This is a genomic window from Nostoc sp. (genome assembly GCF_036917355.1).
GTDB lineage: Bacteria > Cyanobacteriota > Cyanobacteriia > Cyanobacteriales > Nostocaceae > Nostoc.
In genome coordinates this window covers 250,600-268,145 of sequence record NZ_JBALDP010000061.1, presented here as the reverse complement: position 1 = coordinate 268,145, position 17,546 = coordinate 250,600, and the positions used below count along the sequence as shown (strand labels likewise).

14 protein-coding genes are annotated in these 17,546 nt (G+C 41.3%); 7 read left to right on the top strand and 7 right to left on the bottom strand.

Annotation, left to right across the window (positions count from 1 at the left end; all coding sequences use genetic code 11):
• Positions 1–148: 148 nt before the first annotated feature.
• Both V7K53_RS18300 and V7K53_RS18295 read left to right on the top strand, forming a co-directional pair.
• Positions 149–1,492: a PQQ-dependent sugar dehydrogenase gene (locus tag V7K53_RS18300; RefSeq protein ID WP_335198889.1), complete on the top strand. Its 1,344-nt coding sequence runs from the start codon at positions 149–151 to the stop codon at positions 1,490–1,492.
• A gap of 174 nt (positions 1,493–1,666) precedes the next feature.
• Positions 1,667–2,074 carry a phosphomannose isomerase type II C-terminal cupin domain gene (locus V7K53_RS18295; RefSeq protein WP_181928464.1) on the top strand — a complete coding sequence of 136 codons (408 nt, stop codon included), beginning with the start codon at positions 1,667–1,669 and terminating at the stop codon, positions 2,072–2,074.
• Positions 2,075–2,136: 62 nt separating this feature from the next.
• Here V7K53_RS18295 and V7K53_RS18290 read toward each other — a convergent pair whose 3' ends face one another.
• The 7 genes from V7K53_RS18290 to dndE form a co-directional block, all read right to left on the bottom strand.
• Entirely contained in the window at positions 2,137–2,895 is a 759-nt protein-coding gene (locus V7K53_RS18290) for a HEAT repeat domain-containing protein (protein WP_335198888.1), read from the bottom strand.
• Between the two features lie 174 nt (positions 2,896–3,069).
• Positions 3,070–3,675, bottom strand: coding sequence for a GNAT family N-acetyltransferase (locus tag V7K53_RS18285; protein ID WP_335198887.1), 606 nt, complete (start codon positions 3,673–3,675; stop codon positions 3,070–3,072).
• A gap of 17 nt (positions 3,676–3,692) precedes the next feature.
• Positions 3,693–3,884 carry a hypothetical protein gene (locus V7K53_RS18280; protein WP_335198886.1) on the bottom strand — a complete coding sequence of 64 codons (192 nt, stop codon included), beginning with the start codon at positions 3,882–3,884 and terminating at the stop codon, positions 3,693–3,695.
• Positions 3,885–4,151: 267 nt separating this feature from the next.
• The gene (locus V7K53_RS18275) at positions 4,152–4,574 is read right to left on the bottom strand and encodes an ABC transporter permease (RefSeq protein ID WP_094353027.1); all 423 of its coding nucleotides are present in this window, start codon (positions 4,572–4,574) and stop codon (positions 4,152–4,154) included.
• Positions 4,559–5,851 (bottom strand): AmpG family muropeptide MFS transporter, encoded by a 1,293-nt coding sequence (locus V7K53_RS18270; protein WP_335198885.1) that lies wholly within the window; start codon positions 5,849–5,851, stop codon positions 4,559–4,561. Before V7K53_RS18270 ends, V7K53_RS18275 begins: the two co-directional genes overlap by 16 nt.
• A 247-nt stretch (positions 5,852–6,098) precedes the next feature.
• A complete protein-coding gene (locus tag V7K53_RS18265) occupies positions 6,099–7,556 on the bottom strand; it encodes a DNA phosphorothioation-associated putative methyltransferase (RefSeq protein WP_335198884.1) in 1,458 nt (485 codons plus the stop codon).
• Between the two features lie 51 nt (positions 7,557–7,607).
• Entirely contained in the window at positions 7,608–7,994 is a 387-nt protein-coding gene (gene dndE / locus V7K53_RS18260; protein WP_012410821.1) for a DNA sulfur modification protein DndE, read from the bottom strand.
• A 305-nt stretch (positions 7,995–8,299) separates the two neighbouring features.
• Here dndE and V7K53_RS18255 point away from each other — a divergent pair, with 305 nt between their 5' ends.
• Genes V7K53_RS18255 through brxL form a run of 5 tightly spaced genes read left to right on the top strand, consistent with a single transcriptional unit; the run spans position 8,300 to position 17,526 of the window.
• Positions 8,300–9,124 (top strand): DUF4007 family protein, encoded by an 825-nt coding sequence (locus V7K53_RS18255; protein WP_335198883.1) that lies wholly within the window; start codon positions 8,300–8,302, stop codon positions 9,122–9,124.
• Positions 9,114–9,554, top strand: coding sequence for a hypothetical protein (locus tag V7K53_RS18250; protein WP_335198882.1), 441 nt, complete (start codon positions 9,114–9,116; stop codon positions 9,552–9,554). Before V7K53_RS18255 ends, V7K53_RS18250 begins: the two co-directional genes overlap by 11 nt.
• Before the next feature lie 32 nt (positions 9,555–9,586).
• Positions 9,587–13,909, top strand: coding sequence for a hypothetical protein (locus V7K53_RS18245; protein ID WP_335198881.1), 4,323 nt, complete (start codon positions 9,587–9,589; stop codon positions 13,907–13,909).
• The gene (locus V7K53_RS18240; protein ID WP_335198880.1) at positions 13,899–16,106 is read left to right on the top strand and encodes a hypothetical protein; all 2,208 of its coding nucleotides are present in this window, start codon (positions 13,899–13,901) and stop codon (positions 16,104–16,106) included. The genes V7K53_RS18245 and V7K53_RS18240 overlap by 11 nt, the downstream gene beginning before the upstream one ends.
• Positions 16,078–17,526, top strand: a complete 1,449-nt coding sequence (gene brxL, locus V7K53_RS18235; RefSeq protein WP_335198879.1) for a BREX system Lon protease-like protein BrxL — start codon at positions 16,078–16,080, stop codon at positions 17,524–17,526. Before V7K53_RS18240 ends, brxL begins: the two co-directional genes overlap by 29 nt.
• The last annotated feature ends 20 nt before the right edge of the window (positions 17,527–17,546 follow it).

The following is a 17,546-nucleotide window of genomic DNA, read 5'->3' as shown; positions in this document are numbered from 1 at the left end:
TTGGGCATTGAGAATAGAATTTAGTCACTAATGCTTTATTTTTGAATTGTTAATAGGTTGACTAACTAAGAAAAATCAAACTTTTGACTGGCGACAATTATTAAGCCTAAAGTCTAGAGTAGGAACATTGTGTATAGTGTCTACCACCATGAAAGTTCCTGCGCGTTTTTTGCTGCCAGTTTTTTTAATGATTTTGGCAGCAGCCTGTAACCAGACTCGCGCTAACTCAGATAATCCTACACCTCAAAAATCTGTACCTTCTACTCAACCAACACAGAATTCTACACAGCCAAAAAATATTGTCCGTACTGAAGCACTTTCACCTACACCCATCCGCATCAATCTGAAGAATTTACCAGCACCCTTCGCAACAGAAAGCGCCTCTAAGCGCCCTGAAGTTGTGCCCATTCCCCAAAATCCGGTGCTGCGCGTACCACCAGGCTTTACAGTAAACGTCTTTGCCGAAGGTTTAGATGCCCCACGCTGGCTAGCTTTAACTCCCAGTGGTGATGTATTAGTGACTGAAACTGGGCAAAATCGCATTCGTTTGTTGCGTGACAGCGATGCTGATGGTGTAGCTGACGTTCGAGAAACATTTGCTAGTACTGACAACGGACTCAATAGACCCTTTGGAATGGCTTTTGCAGGTAATTCCTTTTTTCTGGGAAATACAGATGCTGTGGTGCGTTTTCCCTATACTCAAGGTCAAAACCAGATTACAGGTAAGGGAGAAAAAATTGCCGATTTGCCCGCTCAAGGTTATAACAATCATTGGACGCGCAATGTCGTTGTCTCACCCGATCGCAATAAATTATATATTTCAGTTGGATCGGGAACCAATGTAGATGAGGAACCTCTACCACGGGCTTCAATACAGGTGATGAATTTGGATGGTTCCCAGCAGCAAACTTTCGCTTGCGGCTTGCGTAACCCTGTTGGTTTAGACTTTCATCCTATAACTAAGGAACTTTATACCACTGTCAACGAACGGGATGGAATTGGCGATGATTTGGTGCCAGACTATTTGACACGCGTTAAACAGGGGGCATTTTACGGCTGGCCCTATGCTTATCTAACACCAAATAACCTCGATCCGCGCCAAAAGACGGATGACAAAAGTAAACGTCCTGATTTAGTAGCTCGTACTCAAACACCAGATGTACTGTTTCAGGCGCACTCCGCAGCATTGGGTTTGCAGTTTTATGATGGTAAAACGTTTCCCAAAAAATACCAGAACGGTGCTTTTGCGGCTTTTCGTGGTTCTTGGAATCGCGATCGCGGCACTGGTTATAAAATTGTATTTGTTCCCTTCGATGCTAAAGGGCGATCGCTTGGCTACTACGAAGATTTTCTCACAGGATTTTTGCTAAATCCTTCTGTACCCAGCACTTGGGGACGGCCTGTAGGTTTACTCGTGTTGCCAGATGGCAGTTTACTACTAACAGAAGAAGCCAATAATCGGATTTATCGGATTCAGTATACGGGGGAATGAACAATTCACGTATTCAAACATTTAGAAATTTACGGATAGGATCTGTTGCCTAAAGTAAAGTTAGAGCAGTTGTCATCAATAAAGACGTTGTGACTGCATCTCCCTACCCAGGTTTATCTCGTTTACGGTAAATTACTGATAAATACTAATACTTATCTGGTTGAGAAATTAATTATGACTCCCAATGAAAATAATACTCAGTCAAATATCAACGAATTATCTCCACATTCAGGTACACGATATTGGGGTGAGGTAGAGGTAATCGAGGAGGGAGAAACCTATAGAATTAGTCGTGTGGAAATTAAGCCCAGGCACGGAATTAAACCACAAATTCATTATCACCGCAATGAACATTGGGTTGTAGTTTCCGGTGTGGCAAAAGTGACTTGTGGCGACGCGGAAATATTACTGAATCGGAACGAATCAACTTATGTCCCCGCAGCAACACTACATAAGGTAGAAAATCCTGGACATATTCCGCTAATTATTCTGGAAATTCAAAATGGTGAATATTTGGGTGAGGATGATACTGAGCGCCCTTATGACTTAAATTTGGTCAAACCTGTAGCTGAAGGACAGTAGGATGGGGGAGCAGGGGAGCAGAATAATGCCCAATGCCCAATGCCCCATGCCCTATTCCCAAATCAAAACCACCCTTCTTGTTCCAAGGTTTCAATCAGCTGCAAGCCACGGGGATCGCCCACTCCTAATAGTGAGGCTTTGGCGTCTTCCCGGACTCCCAAATCTTGATCTTCGGCAAAGGCTTGAATTAGGGCATCGATCGCTGTGGCATAAACTACATTAGAAGGCAATTCGCGGCACAGCTGACCAATTGCCCAAGCACTGTTACTCCGCACTGCTGCCACGGGATCTTGGACTAAGGCTTCAATTAATGGTGGTGTTGCCCCGATAACTGCTTCATAACCGACTTCTGCCATCTGTGCTAAGGCGCTAGCAGCCCACAAACGCACTGCGGAAATGTCTGTTCTTAAGGCGTTTGCTAAGGGTGCTAAAGAACGGCGATCGCGACAGTTTCCTAAAGCCCAAACTACACCTTTACGCACATAGCCATTCCAATCACTGTTTAGTTGAGCAATTAACGGACTCACTGCTTCTAAACTGGGATTGCGTCCGATGCCATAAGCTGCACTTACCCGCACCAAGGGACAGGTATCAGTTAACAGGCGAATCAAATGGGGGGTAGCACGCGCATCTTCAATATCACAAAAAGCACGTGCCGCTAACATTCTTTGCTGGGCCTGGGGATTTTCCAGCAAGGCTAGCATCAGTTCTGGATCGGGCTTTGCCACAACTGATTCGGCAGTTAGCGGCTCTATTTTATCTAAGGGGCTTTCTAGCTCCTCCTCAATATCGAGTAGGCTTAGATCGTCTTCGTCATACATAATTTGATTTCAATCCCGAAAAGGGATTAACACATAATCCCCCGCGCTAATAAGTTAAAGCTTTATATATATTAGTTGGGTTCTTATACATTTTCCTTTCTTCCTCGTTGAGTTTTATCCAAACGAGAACCTCTATAACTCAGACGCTACAGTATGTTATCGCTATTTTTGAGTTTATTTTTCTGCACTCAGGAATTTTACCATCCAGATGGATTGGGTTTGATAACCTAACTGATTATAAAGATTCAATGCGGGTTTGTTTGATTGAAACACTTGCAGGCCAATCTGGCGATCGCCTCTTTGAATAGCCCAATTTTCCACATATCGCATCAAGGCTGTACCAATACCCCGCCGCCGATGTTCTGGTACAACGTAGAGGATAAAGATGTGAGCATGACGGTTCCCATGTACTTGATCTATAGCATTGCCTACCCAAAGGCAAGCGATAGGGGGATGGGGAGCAGAGGGGCAGAGAGGCAGAGGGGCAGAGGAGAGAGATTTTTTATTGCTCCCCTGCTCCCCTGCTCCTCGATCGCTGAGCGACTTGCCTTGAGCGAAGTCGAAAGGAGCCGAAGTGTTGCTCCCCTGCTCCCCCTCCTCTTCTACCCACCACAAAGGCGTATCGCTAGAAAAGTATTGCTTAACTGTTTGCTCTAGGTGGGAAAAATCCTGGTTGGGAAAGAGATCCTGGTAAGTTCGCTGCATGAATTTGAGTAGTAGCGATCGCTCTAAAAGGGAGCCACGGCGAATAATGTATCCAGGTAATAATTGCTCAGACACTGCTGATATTTATTGACTTAGCTAGCTAAGTTATGTGCTGCTGGAGGTAAATCAGTGGGAGTAGGTTGAGAAGTTACCTCTACCTCTTCAATTGGTGCGGGTGCTGCCATATCGGACGGTAAAAATATCCGGGCGCTGACTGCTACTAGAGCAAAAACAAATACCAGTACTACAAGCACTGGAGCGATGTATTGACGAAAAATAGCCATATTTTAATTGCAAGAAGCTAGGAACTTTTATGAGAACCTAGCTGAAGATTTGTGAAGTATTCTTGATTGATTTTAGCAATTTTTTGTACATGGGAATGGGGCATTGGGAATTGGGCATTAGGGATTAATTATTCTTCTCTGCTCCCCTGCTCCCCTGCTCCCCTGCTCCCCTGCTCCCCTGCTCCTCGCTCGGTCACTGAGCGACTTGCCCTGAGCGGAGCCGAAGGGAGCCGTTGGCGAAGCCTCTCGTAGAGAAGTGCTGCTCCTCTACTCCCTCTGGCGATCGCTCTCCAAGTCATCAAGCACTCTTTCGCAATACCAATTCTCCGGCATCCCAGGATAAGTTTCCTTTGCCTGTTCAATTAACCGTTCGGCAGCGGCAGTGTCACCAGATAATTTAGCAATTAGCCTGTTTTTGAGATAGCTATCAGATGAACCCTCCTCTACCTGGGTTGGTATCCCTTGATTGATGGTTGATGGAGTTGATGGCCGGGATTGCTCTCTCCGCAACTGCCAAAATAAAACGTAATAAAGTGTACCAAAAATTAAAATTAGGCTGAGTGTTCCGAAAAAAGTTAGGAGGTTAAATGCTAGAAATCCCAGAACTAACTGCGAGAGAACATACCCAAGTAATAAACCAGTGAGTAAGAGGATGAATGTGCCGACAGCAATAACTACTTGATTCCCCATATATCCTCTTCTTCGTCCTCAAGTCCTGGTCTGGATACTGCCACTGGCTGAGGGTTCCAGGGGGCAAATACTGGTAATAGGAGTAGTCCTGGTACGGCGGCGGCGATGGTAATTAAGAAAAATACAGGCCAACCCGTGCTTTGGGCGATCGCGCCTCCAGGGGCCGCCAGAATATCGCGGCTGACAGCCATTAAACTGGATAACAAAGCATATTGAGTTGCGGAAAACCGCTGGTTACAAAGACTCATCAAAAAGGCAACAAAGGCTGCTGTCCCCAATCCACCACAAAATTGTTCTACGTTGATGGCAAGTACCATAGCTTGGTAGTTTTGACCGATGTATGCTAGAAGAAAGTAAGCTAAATTACTTACTGCTTGTAGAATACCAAAAACCCAAAGCGATCTATTGATGCCAATAGCACTCAAAATTGAACCACCTGCTAAAGCACCGACAATCGTCGCAATTAACCCCATCCCCACTTGAATTGCCCCAATGTCGGTTTTGGTAAAACCTGTTTGCAGCAAAAAAGGCGTGGTCATATTGCTCAACAAAGCGTCACCTAGCTTGTATAGGGTAATGAATGCCAGCATTAGAATCGCTTTGATAATCCCTTGACGCTGAAAAAATTCCTGAAACGGCAAGATGACAGCATCAGCCAGAGAACCTGGAGGGCTAATTTCCTTGGGTTCCGGTGCGAACAAGGTGGCAAGAATACCAATTACCATTGTCCCTGCCATAAACAAGTAAACCGATGACCAAGGCAGTTTGTCAGCAAGTATCAAGGCTAAAGCACCTGCGACTAATAGGGCAATTCGATAGCCTAAGATAAAAACTGCTGCACCAGCCCCCATTTCTAGTTTTTCTAAAACGTCGGTACGGTAGGCATCAACAGCAATATCTTGAGTTGCACTGATAAAAGCGATGACTATGGCGTTGATTGCTAATAGCTGTAATGCTTGTTTGGGTTGTTGAAAAGCCATGAATGCGATCGCTACAATCAAAGCAATCTGCGTCAAAATTAACCAACCCCGTCGTCGTCCCAAAACTGGTAAGGCGAACCTGTCCAGCAGTGGCGACCACAGAAACTTTAACGAATAAGGCAAACTGGCAAGGCTAAACCAACCAATAGCGGCTAAATCTACCTTTTCTACGGTCATCCAAGCCTTTAAAGTATTACCGATTAACAATAACGGTAAACCCGATGAAAAACCTAAAAATAATAAAGCCGCCATCTTGCGACTACCGAAAACTCCCAGTAGTGATTTAATTTTCCTCATTGTTTCAACTTTTAGCCTTTTTTGAGGAAATATCAATAAAATCTAACGAGGAAATAGAGAAATATATCATGTAACTAGTACCTATAAAGGTTTGAATTATCGGAGCGGCAGGAGTTCCTTATATAATCCCGATCGGGGATTGAAACTTGCCAAAGCTGCTGTGTGAATTTCCGCAAACATGACAAACTACCAAGATTTACTTGGGTTAAATACAAATTCAGGATAACCTTATAGCGTCAGCGTTTTCTTAACTTTCTTCAATTGGGTAAACCTGATGTCCCCTGATTTCGACTCTGTGGGCAGCGAGGCATTTTTCCCAACCTTCACGAGTACCGATGTCGCTTTTGCTATTGAGCAATCCTAATTCCTGTTCTTGTTGGGTGAGTTTAGCAAATTCTTCGTAACCAGGGTAGTTGCTGGTAACAAATGTTTCCTTCCGGTGCAAAATCGGCGGATTTGCCCTAGTTTCGTAGTCTCGATGAGTGACGAAGAGGGTTTTTAAATCAATACCGATGCTGGCTTTTAACGCCGGGTGGGGATCGGTATCGAATTCAGGGTAAGACAGATAGGATATTTGCGGCTTGTCAGTGTGATATTTGATTAATGTCGCTTCATCGATACGCCCAATAGTACGGCTAGCGCAACCTTCACAAATTCGTAGTACGGGATCAAGTGCTGCTAATGCCGAAACATGGACGTAAAGCGCACCGCGTGTGTGTTTACCAATTTTGCTTTTTTCGCAAGCAGTTTGAATCACCCCAGGTTTACCTAAGCTGAAAAGCTTTTGGTCGGCTACTTGACAAGCTTCTTCATAACTACTAAAAAAGGCTTTGATATCGCGACGCATTTCTGGGGCTAGCTTCTGCCATGCAGGGCGTTTATCAAAGTGGGTCAGGGCGAGATACACTTGGATATCCAGAGAACGACGATAAGCGATCGCATCCCATTCAGCCTCATCAGTAGCTTGCAAAACTACACCCAAGGCACGGCGAAAGTTACCAAATTCGCTGAGTAATTCCTGTTCATTTTCCAATTCACCTTTCACGGGTAGTCTACCGCGCTTGGTAAAAAAAGCCATTAATGGTTGCAGTTGTTCTTGATAGTCTTCAAACCGCTTTGTGGGGATACGGACTCGCGGTGTAGAGGTGGTAGAAAAGAAGCGGATAGCTTTGTAACTTTCTTTTTCAGCTTCATCTCGAAAAACAAAGTAAACGCCTAGTGCGATCGGCACTGCATCGACATTTAGGACTTCATCAATATAAGTTTTGAGTTCTTGTTGTTCGTAATATTTCTGGAAAGTATTGCGGCGCGTCACAATGCCATCATTGTAAGCAAGTTGGGTTTTGCTGGGAGCGTTAATCAGGATTTGAGCCGCGACAATTAAAACTTTCCCGGTGAGTTCCCAGGCTTGGATCAGGCTTTGACGGCGTTCATCTGAGTTTTCAATGACGTTGAGAACGTAACCCAAATTGACCACATCGGCGGGGGTGCGTGGTACATCGGGATAGTAGTAAGGGTCCCAGCCTGCACTGGTGTAGCCTAAGTTTTTTACTCGCTGGACATCGCCACCGTAGCCGCAGCCGTAGTCAAAAAAAGTGGTGTCTTGATTGAGGATTGACCCTTCTATTGCCAATCGCACGGGGCGAGATATGTCAGTGCGAGCGATCGCAGCTCTATGACGCTCGATTTCTAGCGCTTCAGGCATAATATTATTTGTCAGTTAACAGTGAACAGTTAACAGTCAACTAATATCCTTTCAATTTTTAACCGCTAGTTCAATTAAATCTTCAATTTTCTTGATATTTGGATCGCCTGCTAAGTAGCCAATACCGCGATGTAAATGTAAGCGGAATTGGGTGGCGAGGGTTTCTTTATCGGTGGGATAACCGTCATTGTGACAGCGTTGCTTGAGGGCGAGAAGGAGTATATCAGACATTTCGCCACCAAAAACGCGCCAACTCATTTCGACATTACTATCCTGGGGAATTGGGACGGGGGAAGGTGTAGTTGCTTCTGCGAGAGAACGGCAAAACGCCCAACGGCATAGGATATTCCATTGGTCGATTTTGGTGCTGCGCTTAAGTTTGGTAAGTTGGTCTTTGGCTGTTTGAGAGAGTTTAATTCTTTCGATTGGTGATTCCATGATTAGAGTTAAAGCAATACTCTACATTATCCTTTCACTTAATTCATAATAGTTAACTACTTGTTAGTTAATTTGGTACAATGTGCGTTTACGTATATAAAAGGATGTTTTAAAAGTAATATTTGAGGTATCTAAAACTTTATATCTTCCTTAAAAAGGAGGATTTTGAACAGGCTATTCCTGTTATTTGGAAAAATGATTTTTACAAATTCAATAGGATTGCTAAATTTTTTTATTATGCTTTGAAATTTGACTAAGGCTAGTTAAAGCATATTAAAAATAAGTTTGTACTTACAGGGGATGCTATGGCTAAATTGCAATTACATTTTAATGGATCTTTTGCTTTTAAGAAAGACGAAATCAATAGAATACTTCATGCGTCTGCTCAAGAAAAAGGCTTGAATGATACGTTACCTAATTTGATGCAGAAAACAAGTTTAGGTAATGGCAAAGTAGGACGAGTAAAAAGTTGGGCAGTACGTGCAGGGTTAATTAAGAATAATCGCCCCAGTCGGGAAGGGGAAATTGTCTTGCGATTAGACTCAGGCTTTGAGTCAAATATTACAGACTGGTTGATGCACTTTTATTTAAGTTTTGGTGATAAAGGACTACAAGAAACACCAGAAAATCCTGTGGATTGGGGTGGATGGTCTTACTTTGTATATACGTTCTTGCCTCGTCATAGTAAATTTACTAGCGAGGAATTATTGTATCATATTGCTTCAGAGTTTGAAGAAGAAAGCAAAGTTATTGCTGACAGAATCAAATTTATCTTGCGGGCATACATTGAGTTTCAAGCCTTAGCATCCTGCAAGTTTATCACTCAACAAGAGGATAAATATGTTGCTGGAAATGCCCATTTACCTAACTCTTACCTGGTGGGATATTTCCTAGCCAAGCTGTGGGAACGTGACTTTAAAGGCGAAGGATCTGTTCTTACCGAGTCTATCTTGAACCAGAAAATGGGAATTGCTGCTGTACTGGGAATCAAAGCAGACACACTACAGGAACAGTTAAATGCACTAGAAGCTTACGGCATCATCGAACAGCGACGGGCAGTACCTCCTTTTCAAGTTATTCCGCGCTGGGATGAACCTTTGGCACTGCTGGAAAAAGCTTATGACGGATAAAGCTGATTTCCTGCTGCGAAATGCTAGACCCGATGACAGAATTCACTTGCTACTGTGGGATACGCCTGACGAAACTGAACTAGTACGTATCGCTTTTGATAATAATGCTGAACGGGTTAACTACCGAAAAAATTTGTTACAAAGGATTCATCCGGGAGAAAACTTTCTCACGCTTCATCATAATTTGGATCTGGAATTGGATGCGATCAAGTCAATGTGTTCTGGGGTTAATAAGCAGATTGTTTTATTGGAAGGGTTAGATTGTCTGATTACTTATCTACAGGTGACATCTGGCAGTCACATTACCCTTTTCTGGAAGCAACTGGAAGAAACTCGGAAGTTAGAAAAACTTTTGTGGATACTGTTACCTCAGCAACTAGCACCCAAAAATTGGTCATCAGAGCGAATTAAGCGTATTCCTTCAGGATAATTATCACCTTGCATTTGCTATTTTAATTGATTATGCTCCTCAACCAACTTGTTGAAATCAACGAAAAGGGTAGTATTGCCAGTTCTGTCAACTTTGGCATGTTGGATGATTTAGAAAAGAATTTGCTTTTGTGTGAGAGTTTTATCTTTAATTACGACTTAACAAAACCTGAATTATCGACGGTTGGTATTTTGGATGCGGTGCGCCGTAGCTATCATAGTCCAAATCAGCCGAATATCCATTTGATGATTCAACAATATGGTAAGGGTAAGTCTCATTTTGCGATCGCTGTAGCCAATTTTTTCAAAAAAACCTTCCACAGTCAGGAAGTGCAAGGGGTTCTATCACAAGTAGAAAAGGCAACATCTGGGAAAAGTCAGGCTGTATCTGGAAATTTGAAGCTTTTTAAAGAAAAGCAACGCCACCAACATTTGGTTATCTGTCTTAGTGGAGATCAAGGCGGCGACATTAGAAAGCAATTTCTGCAACAACTTGTCAAAAATCTGGAAGAAGCAGGTATTCAGGATTCTTTGGCACAACATATATGCAGTGAACCCCTACGCTACTTGGAAAGTTTGAATCCAGAGAATAGGGTAAAAGCAGAAAAATATCTCCAAAGCATTGGTAATCCTGATGGTGATTTAAATTCTCTCATTCGCTTACTTAGAGAAAATAACTCTGGTGTTATATCGATTGTTAAAAAAGTTGCCTTTGAAATCACGGGATTTACTCCTGATTTTGCTGCTGATATAAATATCCAAGCAATTCTAGAAGACTTGATAAAAAATCGTTGTACTGGTGAAAATGCTCACTACCAGGGAATTTTAATTTTATTTGATGAGCTAAACCAATATCTGAAAGCTTGGGCAGCAGATGATCTTGGTGCTGGAGGTACTGCACTGCAAAATATTACCAACATTTGCGAAAACTACAAAGGCAAAATCGCTCTTTTAAGTTTCACCCAAATTCATCCCGCTCAAGGAGTTGGGATTTCTGCCAATGTAATACCAGAATACCAAAAGATTGCAACTCGCCTTGCACCAAAAGATGGGACTACTTACAACCCTTCTTCTAGCTTAGAACTGGTTATAGAGAATTTATTGTTGGTAAAAAATGCATCTACTTGGCAAACATTTCGTTCCCAATGGCATAACACTCTGAGGAGAGAAGCTGAAACAGCTTATGAACAAAGAATTAAAATTTATAAAAAGAAAGGCTGGTCTTTTGAAGAATTTTATACCCACTTATCCGAGCGTTGTTTTCCCCTCCATCCTCTGACGGCTTATCTGCTGTGCAACCTTGATTTTACCCAAGATAGAACTGCTATCCAGTTTATAAAAGGCTATGTCAAAAATTTCATTGCAACTCAGCCTGTAGAAAATGCTGGAAAACTTAATTACATTTATCCCATTGCTTTAGTAGATACCTTTATTGAAAACTTTTCTAATTCCTCGGTTTATAATCACTATAAAAAAGCTGTGGATTTGGTTGCAGGTTCTGACAATGACGACGAATTAATGGTTATTAAAGCTTTATTTTTATATGAAGCTAGTGGAGAAAAACTTACCAAAGCAGACCAAGAAGAACATCAAGAGATTTTAGTAGTTTTAACAGGTTTAACTAAATTGAGACTCCAGACAGCACTAGATAAACTAGAAAAGGAAAGAGACTTAATTTACCACCGACCAGAAATTAAGCTTTATCGGTTCTGGGAAGGAATTAACCCTAAAGTTATTCAAGAAGAGATTGAAGAAAAAATCAGATTTCAAACAACCTCTATTAATGATGTTGTCGCCTATTGTGATAGAATTAATATTCTTAAACAAGACAAAAAAGATAAATCTAATATAATTAGTGCTACAAAGTTTGTCGAAGATAACAAGTTATGGCATGAAGACTGGCGGTTTGAACGTAAGATATATAGTATTGATAAATTCATTAAAGCGCTAGAGAACAATCGGATTCTGAGAGATACCAAAGAGAAGGGGATTTTAGCTTATGTTCTAACAGAGACTCAAGAGGAGTTGCAAGAGTTTCGTAATACTGTAGCTAATTATTTATCTAAATCGCCAATTCAAAATTACATTGCCGTTGCTATTCCTAGAGAAGAAACCGGGAATTTAGACCGTGTAATTCTACAGATAAAAACTCTTGAAGAGACGGATGCTGCTGATAAAATACTGTCGGGAAAAGCTTATCAAGAACAGCTTCAGCGTTGGCAAGAAGAAGCAAACACACGGTTAACGAGGTTATTCAATAATTGCACTTATTATTGTGTGGAAATCGAAAAAATTCCATCTGCGGAACAGCACAAAGCTCAAAGGGTAATCAGTGTACTTCTACAAGAATTGTATCCCTTCGTTCCTCCTGTGGATAAAATAGAGAAAATGCGTTCAGACCATCCGACAGGTAAAAAAATTGTAAGATGGACTGCAACACAAATATTTATAGAAAATAGTTTCAGTCAAAATCTGCCTGACGGTTCTTTCGTTGGTGTCATTGACCAGATTTTTGTCAAGTTATGGGGTTTATTTAAGAAAACATCTGATAAATATATCGTTCAAGAACCAACTAATGAAAAAATCCGTGCTGCCTGGGATAAGATTTCTGAAATAACTGATTTAGAAGGATTGCCACAAAAGATTTTTAGTCTAGAAACAATTTGGCAAGTACTTTCTGCGCCACCTTTTGGTTATAGTGAGTATAACTTTACCATGTTGCTAGCAGGGTGGTTGGCAATTCATCGCAAAGAAATTAGTTTAAAAGGACGCATCAAACTTACTACCAAAAAATTCGAGTCTGTTTCTATAGAGGCTAAGTCTGTGCAGAATTGGGGCAGCACTGATATTCTGCAAAACCCCACTGCATTTGTTGAAGAGTGGATTGTTAAACAAAAGTCCAAACTGATTCGCCGCCAACAAGCAGAAATGCCGATTTCGGCATCGCTAATAAACTATTACGATCAGGCGAAGGAGTATCTAGAGGCAGTTACTGCTTTTTTAGAATCTAATGAATCGGATGGGTTAGAGAAAGAAGAATTAACTAAGAATAGAAAGCAGATGAGTGCTGCGGTTGCTGAAATTGACAAGTGGTTACAACCAGTGCAAGCTGTGGAAAACTTACCTCATGATGCACAATTGGCAGCACTTTTACCACTTTACCCGCAACTGTTGAAGCGATCGCCAAACAACTCAATTTTACCAACACAACAACAACGCGATCGCTTCTCTCAAGCATTTCAAACTGTCAGTAATAAAATTGACCAACTTGTAGCAGCAGAAAACAAGCGTGCTGAGTCACTATCTACCGAAGAAGCTTGCAATACTTATAAAATTGAGATTCAAGGAATTATTGACCAGATTACCCAAATTGCAGACTTGCCTCCCCACTTAATTGAGAGTTTGCAAAATGGCCTCCGTACCAGCAATATCAGATTAACAGACATTAGGCAGCAGGCAGAAGCAGGGCAAAAGCAAGCTGAAGATACAGAAATTATGCAGAATATTCGCAATTCTGCAACAAAAATCAAAACTATTCATCTTTCTCAAGCAGCGCTTCAAGAAATTGAAAATTTACAATCTCGCTTCAATTATCCTGATAAGTTTCAGGATGAACTTGCTGAAATTGTGCAGTCAATTCAAAACAAAATCACTAGCGATCGTTCTAGTCTGGCGAATCTCCTCACTCAACTATGGTCAGTAAGAAATCTCAGAGAATTAGATATTATTAATACAGAATACGTCAAGCTTGATGTTGTCTTTCAAGATTCGGCTGATTACGGAAATTACCAAGAATTACAACCGCAAATTCAGAGTTTAAAGCATGATCTAGAGCAAATACAAAGTCTAGAAATTCGTTATCAACAAAGTGATTCTATTCCCAGTTGTAATGATGCTTTGGCAATAATTACTAGTGGAGAGTTGAATATTTATAATGCTGACCGCTTTCAAGGCAGAATTTCTCAGTTAGAAGCAAATTTTAGGAATAAAATACAGGAATATGAACAAAAACAATTGCAAATTCTCCAACAAAAACAAGCTGCTGCCCAGCAATGGGTCAAAGATTTAGAAAACAGTTTTACTCAAATAAACCAATCGGTTGATAATGCGGAGAAACTAGAGATAGCAAACAATCTACTTGAGCAAATTCAAGCTGAAAAATCTGATTATATTAGCTTAATTAGTGTTACAGAAATTCAATTACTAGAGAATATAGAACGTCAATGCGTTGAGGAACGGAATAAAGATATAACCAATCAAATTTTCGTACTGTTACGGCAACTTTCCCGTTTAGAGCAACAAAATGTGTACGAGAGGTTAGGGCAAATTCTCTCAGAAAAGACGGATGAGCAATAAACATATCATATTAGACCCTACTGGATTATACGATATTCCCTCCGGCTATATCCAAATTACAACAGAGGTGGAATGGATACAGTTCTTTGGTGTCAGTGCCGAGCCTTGCTGGGTAAGAGGTGAGCGATTATGCAAATGGGCAGAAACTTGGCTGCGATCGTGGAATAGAAGTGAGGAAATCACGGAGATTAAGCAACATCCCCGCAACATACTAAGGCAATTGTTTGCTAATGTACCGTTACCCCATGACTGGACTGATGAGCAATTACTGATTCTGACTACCAAGTTAGATTCTTATCCTCAAGACAACCCCATTGCCCACTTTTTGGCAGACAATATCATTAACAGTAATGGACAGATATGGTTTGCTGATCCCTCAATCTCACATCTCGCCACTTGGTTGTCAATTCCAATTCCAGAAGAGTACAAACCCCTAGAGCGAGTTTGGCAACAGGGGTTCAAGGAACATGAGTTAGCAAACTATTACCAGACTGAAGATAAATTATTGTTCCTACGTCGCTGGTTAGGTATAGCAGAACCAGTCTTCAACGACATCGGCAAGTATCCTTTTTCAGTTCCCGACTTCCTCAAACAAGAGTTTGACAACTACTGGGAACAACTCATCTCTCGCACCGAAGGTAAAGTTCTGGATACCCTAATGCCCGCGAACCAAGTAGGTATGGAGCGAATTGCAAATTGTGCTTACAAGGTTCTTGGCAATCGACCTAACTGGATTAATCAAGCCAGGGAAGCCAAAGTTACCCCTTATTTTAGCCCTCAGCAGAAGCAAGAATTCAATCTTAATCAACATCCCCCCCAACCCCTGGCTTTAGATGCTACTCCTGGGCAAGCTTTAGCTTGGGCAACAAAAGATTACCTGCCCTTCCGTCGCTGGGAAGTTATTAAGCAACCTCCCGTTGCACCAAAAATTAGTGATAGTTTGGCGGATAGCTTTGTCAAATGGATGCTCCAGCACTACCCCCAAATGCAGGTAGACTCAGTAGAAAATTCCTACCTCAACTACAGCGTTGCATCAAAAGTACAAAATCTTTGCCAAGATAGTCCTGTTTTTTGGGTTGTGGTCGATGGCTTAGGATGGTTAGATCATCTAGAACTTTTGGCTTTACTAACGAATAATTACAAACTGGCTGTAGAAACTGCCATTGAGCCTCGGTTTAGTATTTTGCCCACTAAAACAGAGTATGCCAAATGGAGCCTATATGCTCAATTGTTGCCCAGTGATTCTGCTTGGGTTGCGGATGCTGGCAAAGCTTTTGTGAAAATGGGTATGGGCAAACGTTATACAGATAGACAAGTTGACAGACTTTACAGCGCTTTAAGAAAAAAGACTTCTAAGTTGTATTGTTGGGATACAGATATCTTCGATAGTCTTTATCACACTCAAAAAGATTGGCAAAGCCTTTACGAACTTGACCGTCCCCACACTCTAGAAGGCATTGCCAAGAAAATTGATTACTGTTTGCAACAATACCCCGATCCAGATGCGCTAAGAATCGTTATTGCCAGCGATCATGGTCAAATGATGGGTACTTCCGAAAAAATCACCCACTGCCCCCCAGAACTGGAAGCCAAGGGGAGAATGGCGATCGGTAAAACTGATGATACTAGGTTTGTGGTTTTAGAAGGCGATCGCTACGGTCTTCCTCACGATATTAGTATTGTTAAAGGCTCCGCCAGCTTAGGTTCTTTTAGCTACACTAGCAATAAAAAAATTATCGGTTCTCACGGTGGGCTATTTCCTGAAGAAGTTGTGGTCGGTGTATCCGTTCTGCGAAAATCGATCCAACGTCTTCCTGTACTGGTTTTTTGCTTTGGTGAAGGTAAGCCCAAACAGGCAGGAGAACTAGAAATTACTATTGACAATCCTAACTCAGTGCCGCTAACAGACCTGTGCGTATATATTCATGAACTACCTGATTTTCAGCAGGGAAAACTATTAAAACAAGAAATTCCTGCTAATCAGCGCTTCAGTTTTCAGATAATAATTCCCGAAGTACCCACATTGCCCCCAAATTCTCCGGGAAATAACTTATCTTTATCTGGCAATTTAACTTTTAGATTTACCTGTACTGAAATTGAAAGCACTGCCCTAACTCCTGACTCAAAAATTATTATTAACCAAATATATAGTAGTGGATTTGATATAGATGAATTCTTGGGAAGCAGCAACCTATAATAACGATTTGGTTCGTGAGGTTTTCGGAAATCTCTGTATTGATAAAACTAGACTACCATCTAGCGGACTAAGTTCTATTGGCGTGCCTAGTTTTGTGGCTGAATGGTTGTTAGATAAAATAGTGCCCGGTTCAGGAACACTTACATCAATAGAATTAGAGAAAATCAATAGTTTTATTAAAAAAGCTTTTCCCCGGAAAGATGACCGGAATGAAATTATTTTTGACCTCACTCAAGGGGAAATCCGAAAACTCATTGCTTTAATGCAGGTACGCATTAAATTAGAACAGGGAGGAAGAGTAATTCCTGAACCATTAGCACAAATTCCTGTATTAAATTTGACTGAATGTAGCATTGCGACTGATATTGTCGAACGTTATAAAATACTGCTACGCCAAGGAATATGGGGCAAAATTACTCTGGCTATGCTGCCCGATGGCAAAGTGGAAGTGATGGATTTTGAACCATTTCAATGTTCACAAGTTGATTTACAAGGCTATGCAGAATGTCGGGCAAAATTCAATACACAACAATGGCGGGATTTAATATTTTGCTCAATGGGTTTTAATCCCCAGCATCCCAGTTATCAGCAGGAAGCTAAAACATGGATATTGGCTAGGTTATTACCATTAGTGGAAGCTAATTACCATGTCATAGAATTAGCTCCTAAAGGTACTGGAAAAAGCTTCTTTTTTGAAAATATCAGTAGTAAAGTTACTTTAATTAGTGGTGGTAAAGTTACTCCTGCCCAATTGTTTATCAACGGCAGAACTAAAGAAGTTGGGCTACTCGGTCGTCATGAAGTTGTGGTTTTAGATGAAGTTCAAAGTTTAACCTTCGATAATCCTGAAGAAGTGATTGGCCCACTTAAAAATTATCTGGCTAGTGGTCGTTATAATCGCTCTGGTTTTGCAGATATTTCTAGTGACTGCGGGTTAGTGATGCTAGCTAATATTGAATTAGACGATCAATTAGAACCACGCAATGAAGATAATTTAATTGCTAACCTCCCTAAGTTTTTTGCTGAAACTGCATTATTAGACCGATTATCTGGTATTGTTCCCGGTTGGAAAATTCCGAAGTTTCAAAAAGAAATGATAGCTTCTCAAGTTGGGTTAAAAATGGATTTTTTTGGTGAAGTATTGCTATCTCTACGCCAAGATAATCGCTTCAGATTCTATGTAGAACAGCATACTAAATTTGCCAAAAATGTGACTATTCGCGACCAAAATGCTATTCTCAAATCAGCATCAGGTTTTCTAAAAATTCTCTATCCTCATTTAGAATTAACATTAATGGACTACGAGCGCGATTGCCTGGAACCCGCTTGTAAACTACGCCAAGCAATCCGAAATTCGCTATATTATCTCGATGATGAATTTAGGCAGTTTGGTAGAGAAATTTATGTGGAGACAAAGTAAATACTATATCCCACTAAAAG

Bases quoted from the DNA above. Each gene is read 5' to 3' on its own strand.
- V7K53_RS18300 (WP_335198889.1), top strand. From the start codon at position 149: ATGAAAGTTCCTGCGCGTTTTTTGCTGCCAGTTTTTTTAATGATTTTG.
- V7K53_RS18295 (WP_181928464.1), top strand. From the start codon at position 1,667: ATGACTCCCAATGAAAATAATACTCAGTCAAATATCAACGAATTATCT.
- V7K53_RS18290 (WP_335198888.1), bottom strand. From the start codon at position 2,895: ATGTATGACGAAGACGATCTAAGCCTACTCGATATTGAGGAGGAGCTA.
- V7K53_RS18280 (WP_335198886.1), bottom strand. From the start codon at position 3,884: ATGGCTATTTTTCGTCAATACATCGCTCCAGTGCTTGTAGTACTGGTA.
- V7K53_RS18275 (WP_094353027.1), bottom strand. From the start codon at position 4,574: ATGGGGAATCAAGTAGTTATTGCTGTCGGCACATTCATCCTCTTACTC.
- V7K53_RS18270 (WP_335198885.1), bottom strand. From the start codon at position 5,851: ATGAGGAAAATTAAATCACTACTGGGAGTTTTCGGTAGTCGCAAGATG.
- V7K53_RS18265 (WP_335198884.1), bottom strand. From the start codon at position 7,556: ATGCCTGAAGCGCTAGAAATCGAGCGTCATAGAGCTGCGATCGCTCGC.
- dndE (WP_012410821.1), bottom strand. From the start codon at position 7,994: ATGGAATCACCAATCGAAAGAATTAAACTCTCTCAAACAGCCAAAGAC.
- V7K53_RS18255 (WP_335198883.1), top strand. From the start codon at position 8,300: ATGGCTAAATTGCAATTACATTTTAATGGATCTTTTGCTTTTAAGAAA.
- V7K53_RS18250 (WP_335198882.1), top strand. From the start codon at position 9,114: ATGACGGATAAAGCTGATTTCCTGCTGCGAAATGCTAGACCCGATGAC.
- V7K53_RS18245 (WP_335198881.1), top strand. From the start codon at position 9,587: ATGCTCCTCAACCAACTTGTTGAAATCAACGAAAAGGGTAGTATTGCC.
- V7K53_RS18240 (WP_335198880.1), top strand. From the start codon at position 13,899: ATGAGCAATAAACATATCATATTAGACCCTACTGGATTATACGATATT.
- brxL (WP_335198879.1), top strand. From the start codon at position 16,078: ATGAATTCTTGGGAAGCAGCAACCTATAATAACGATTTGGTTCGTGAG.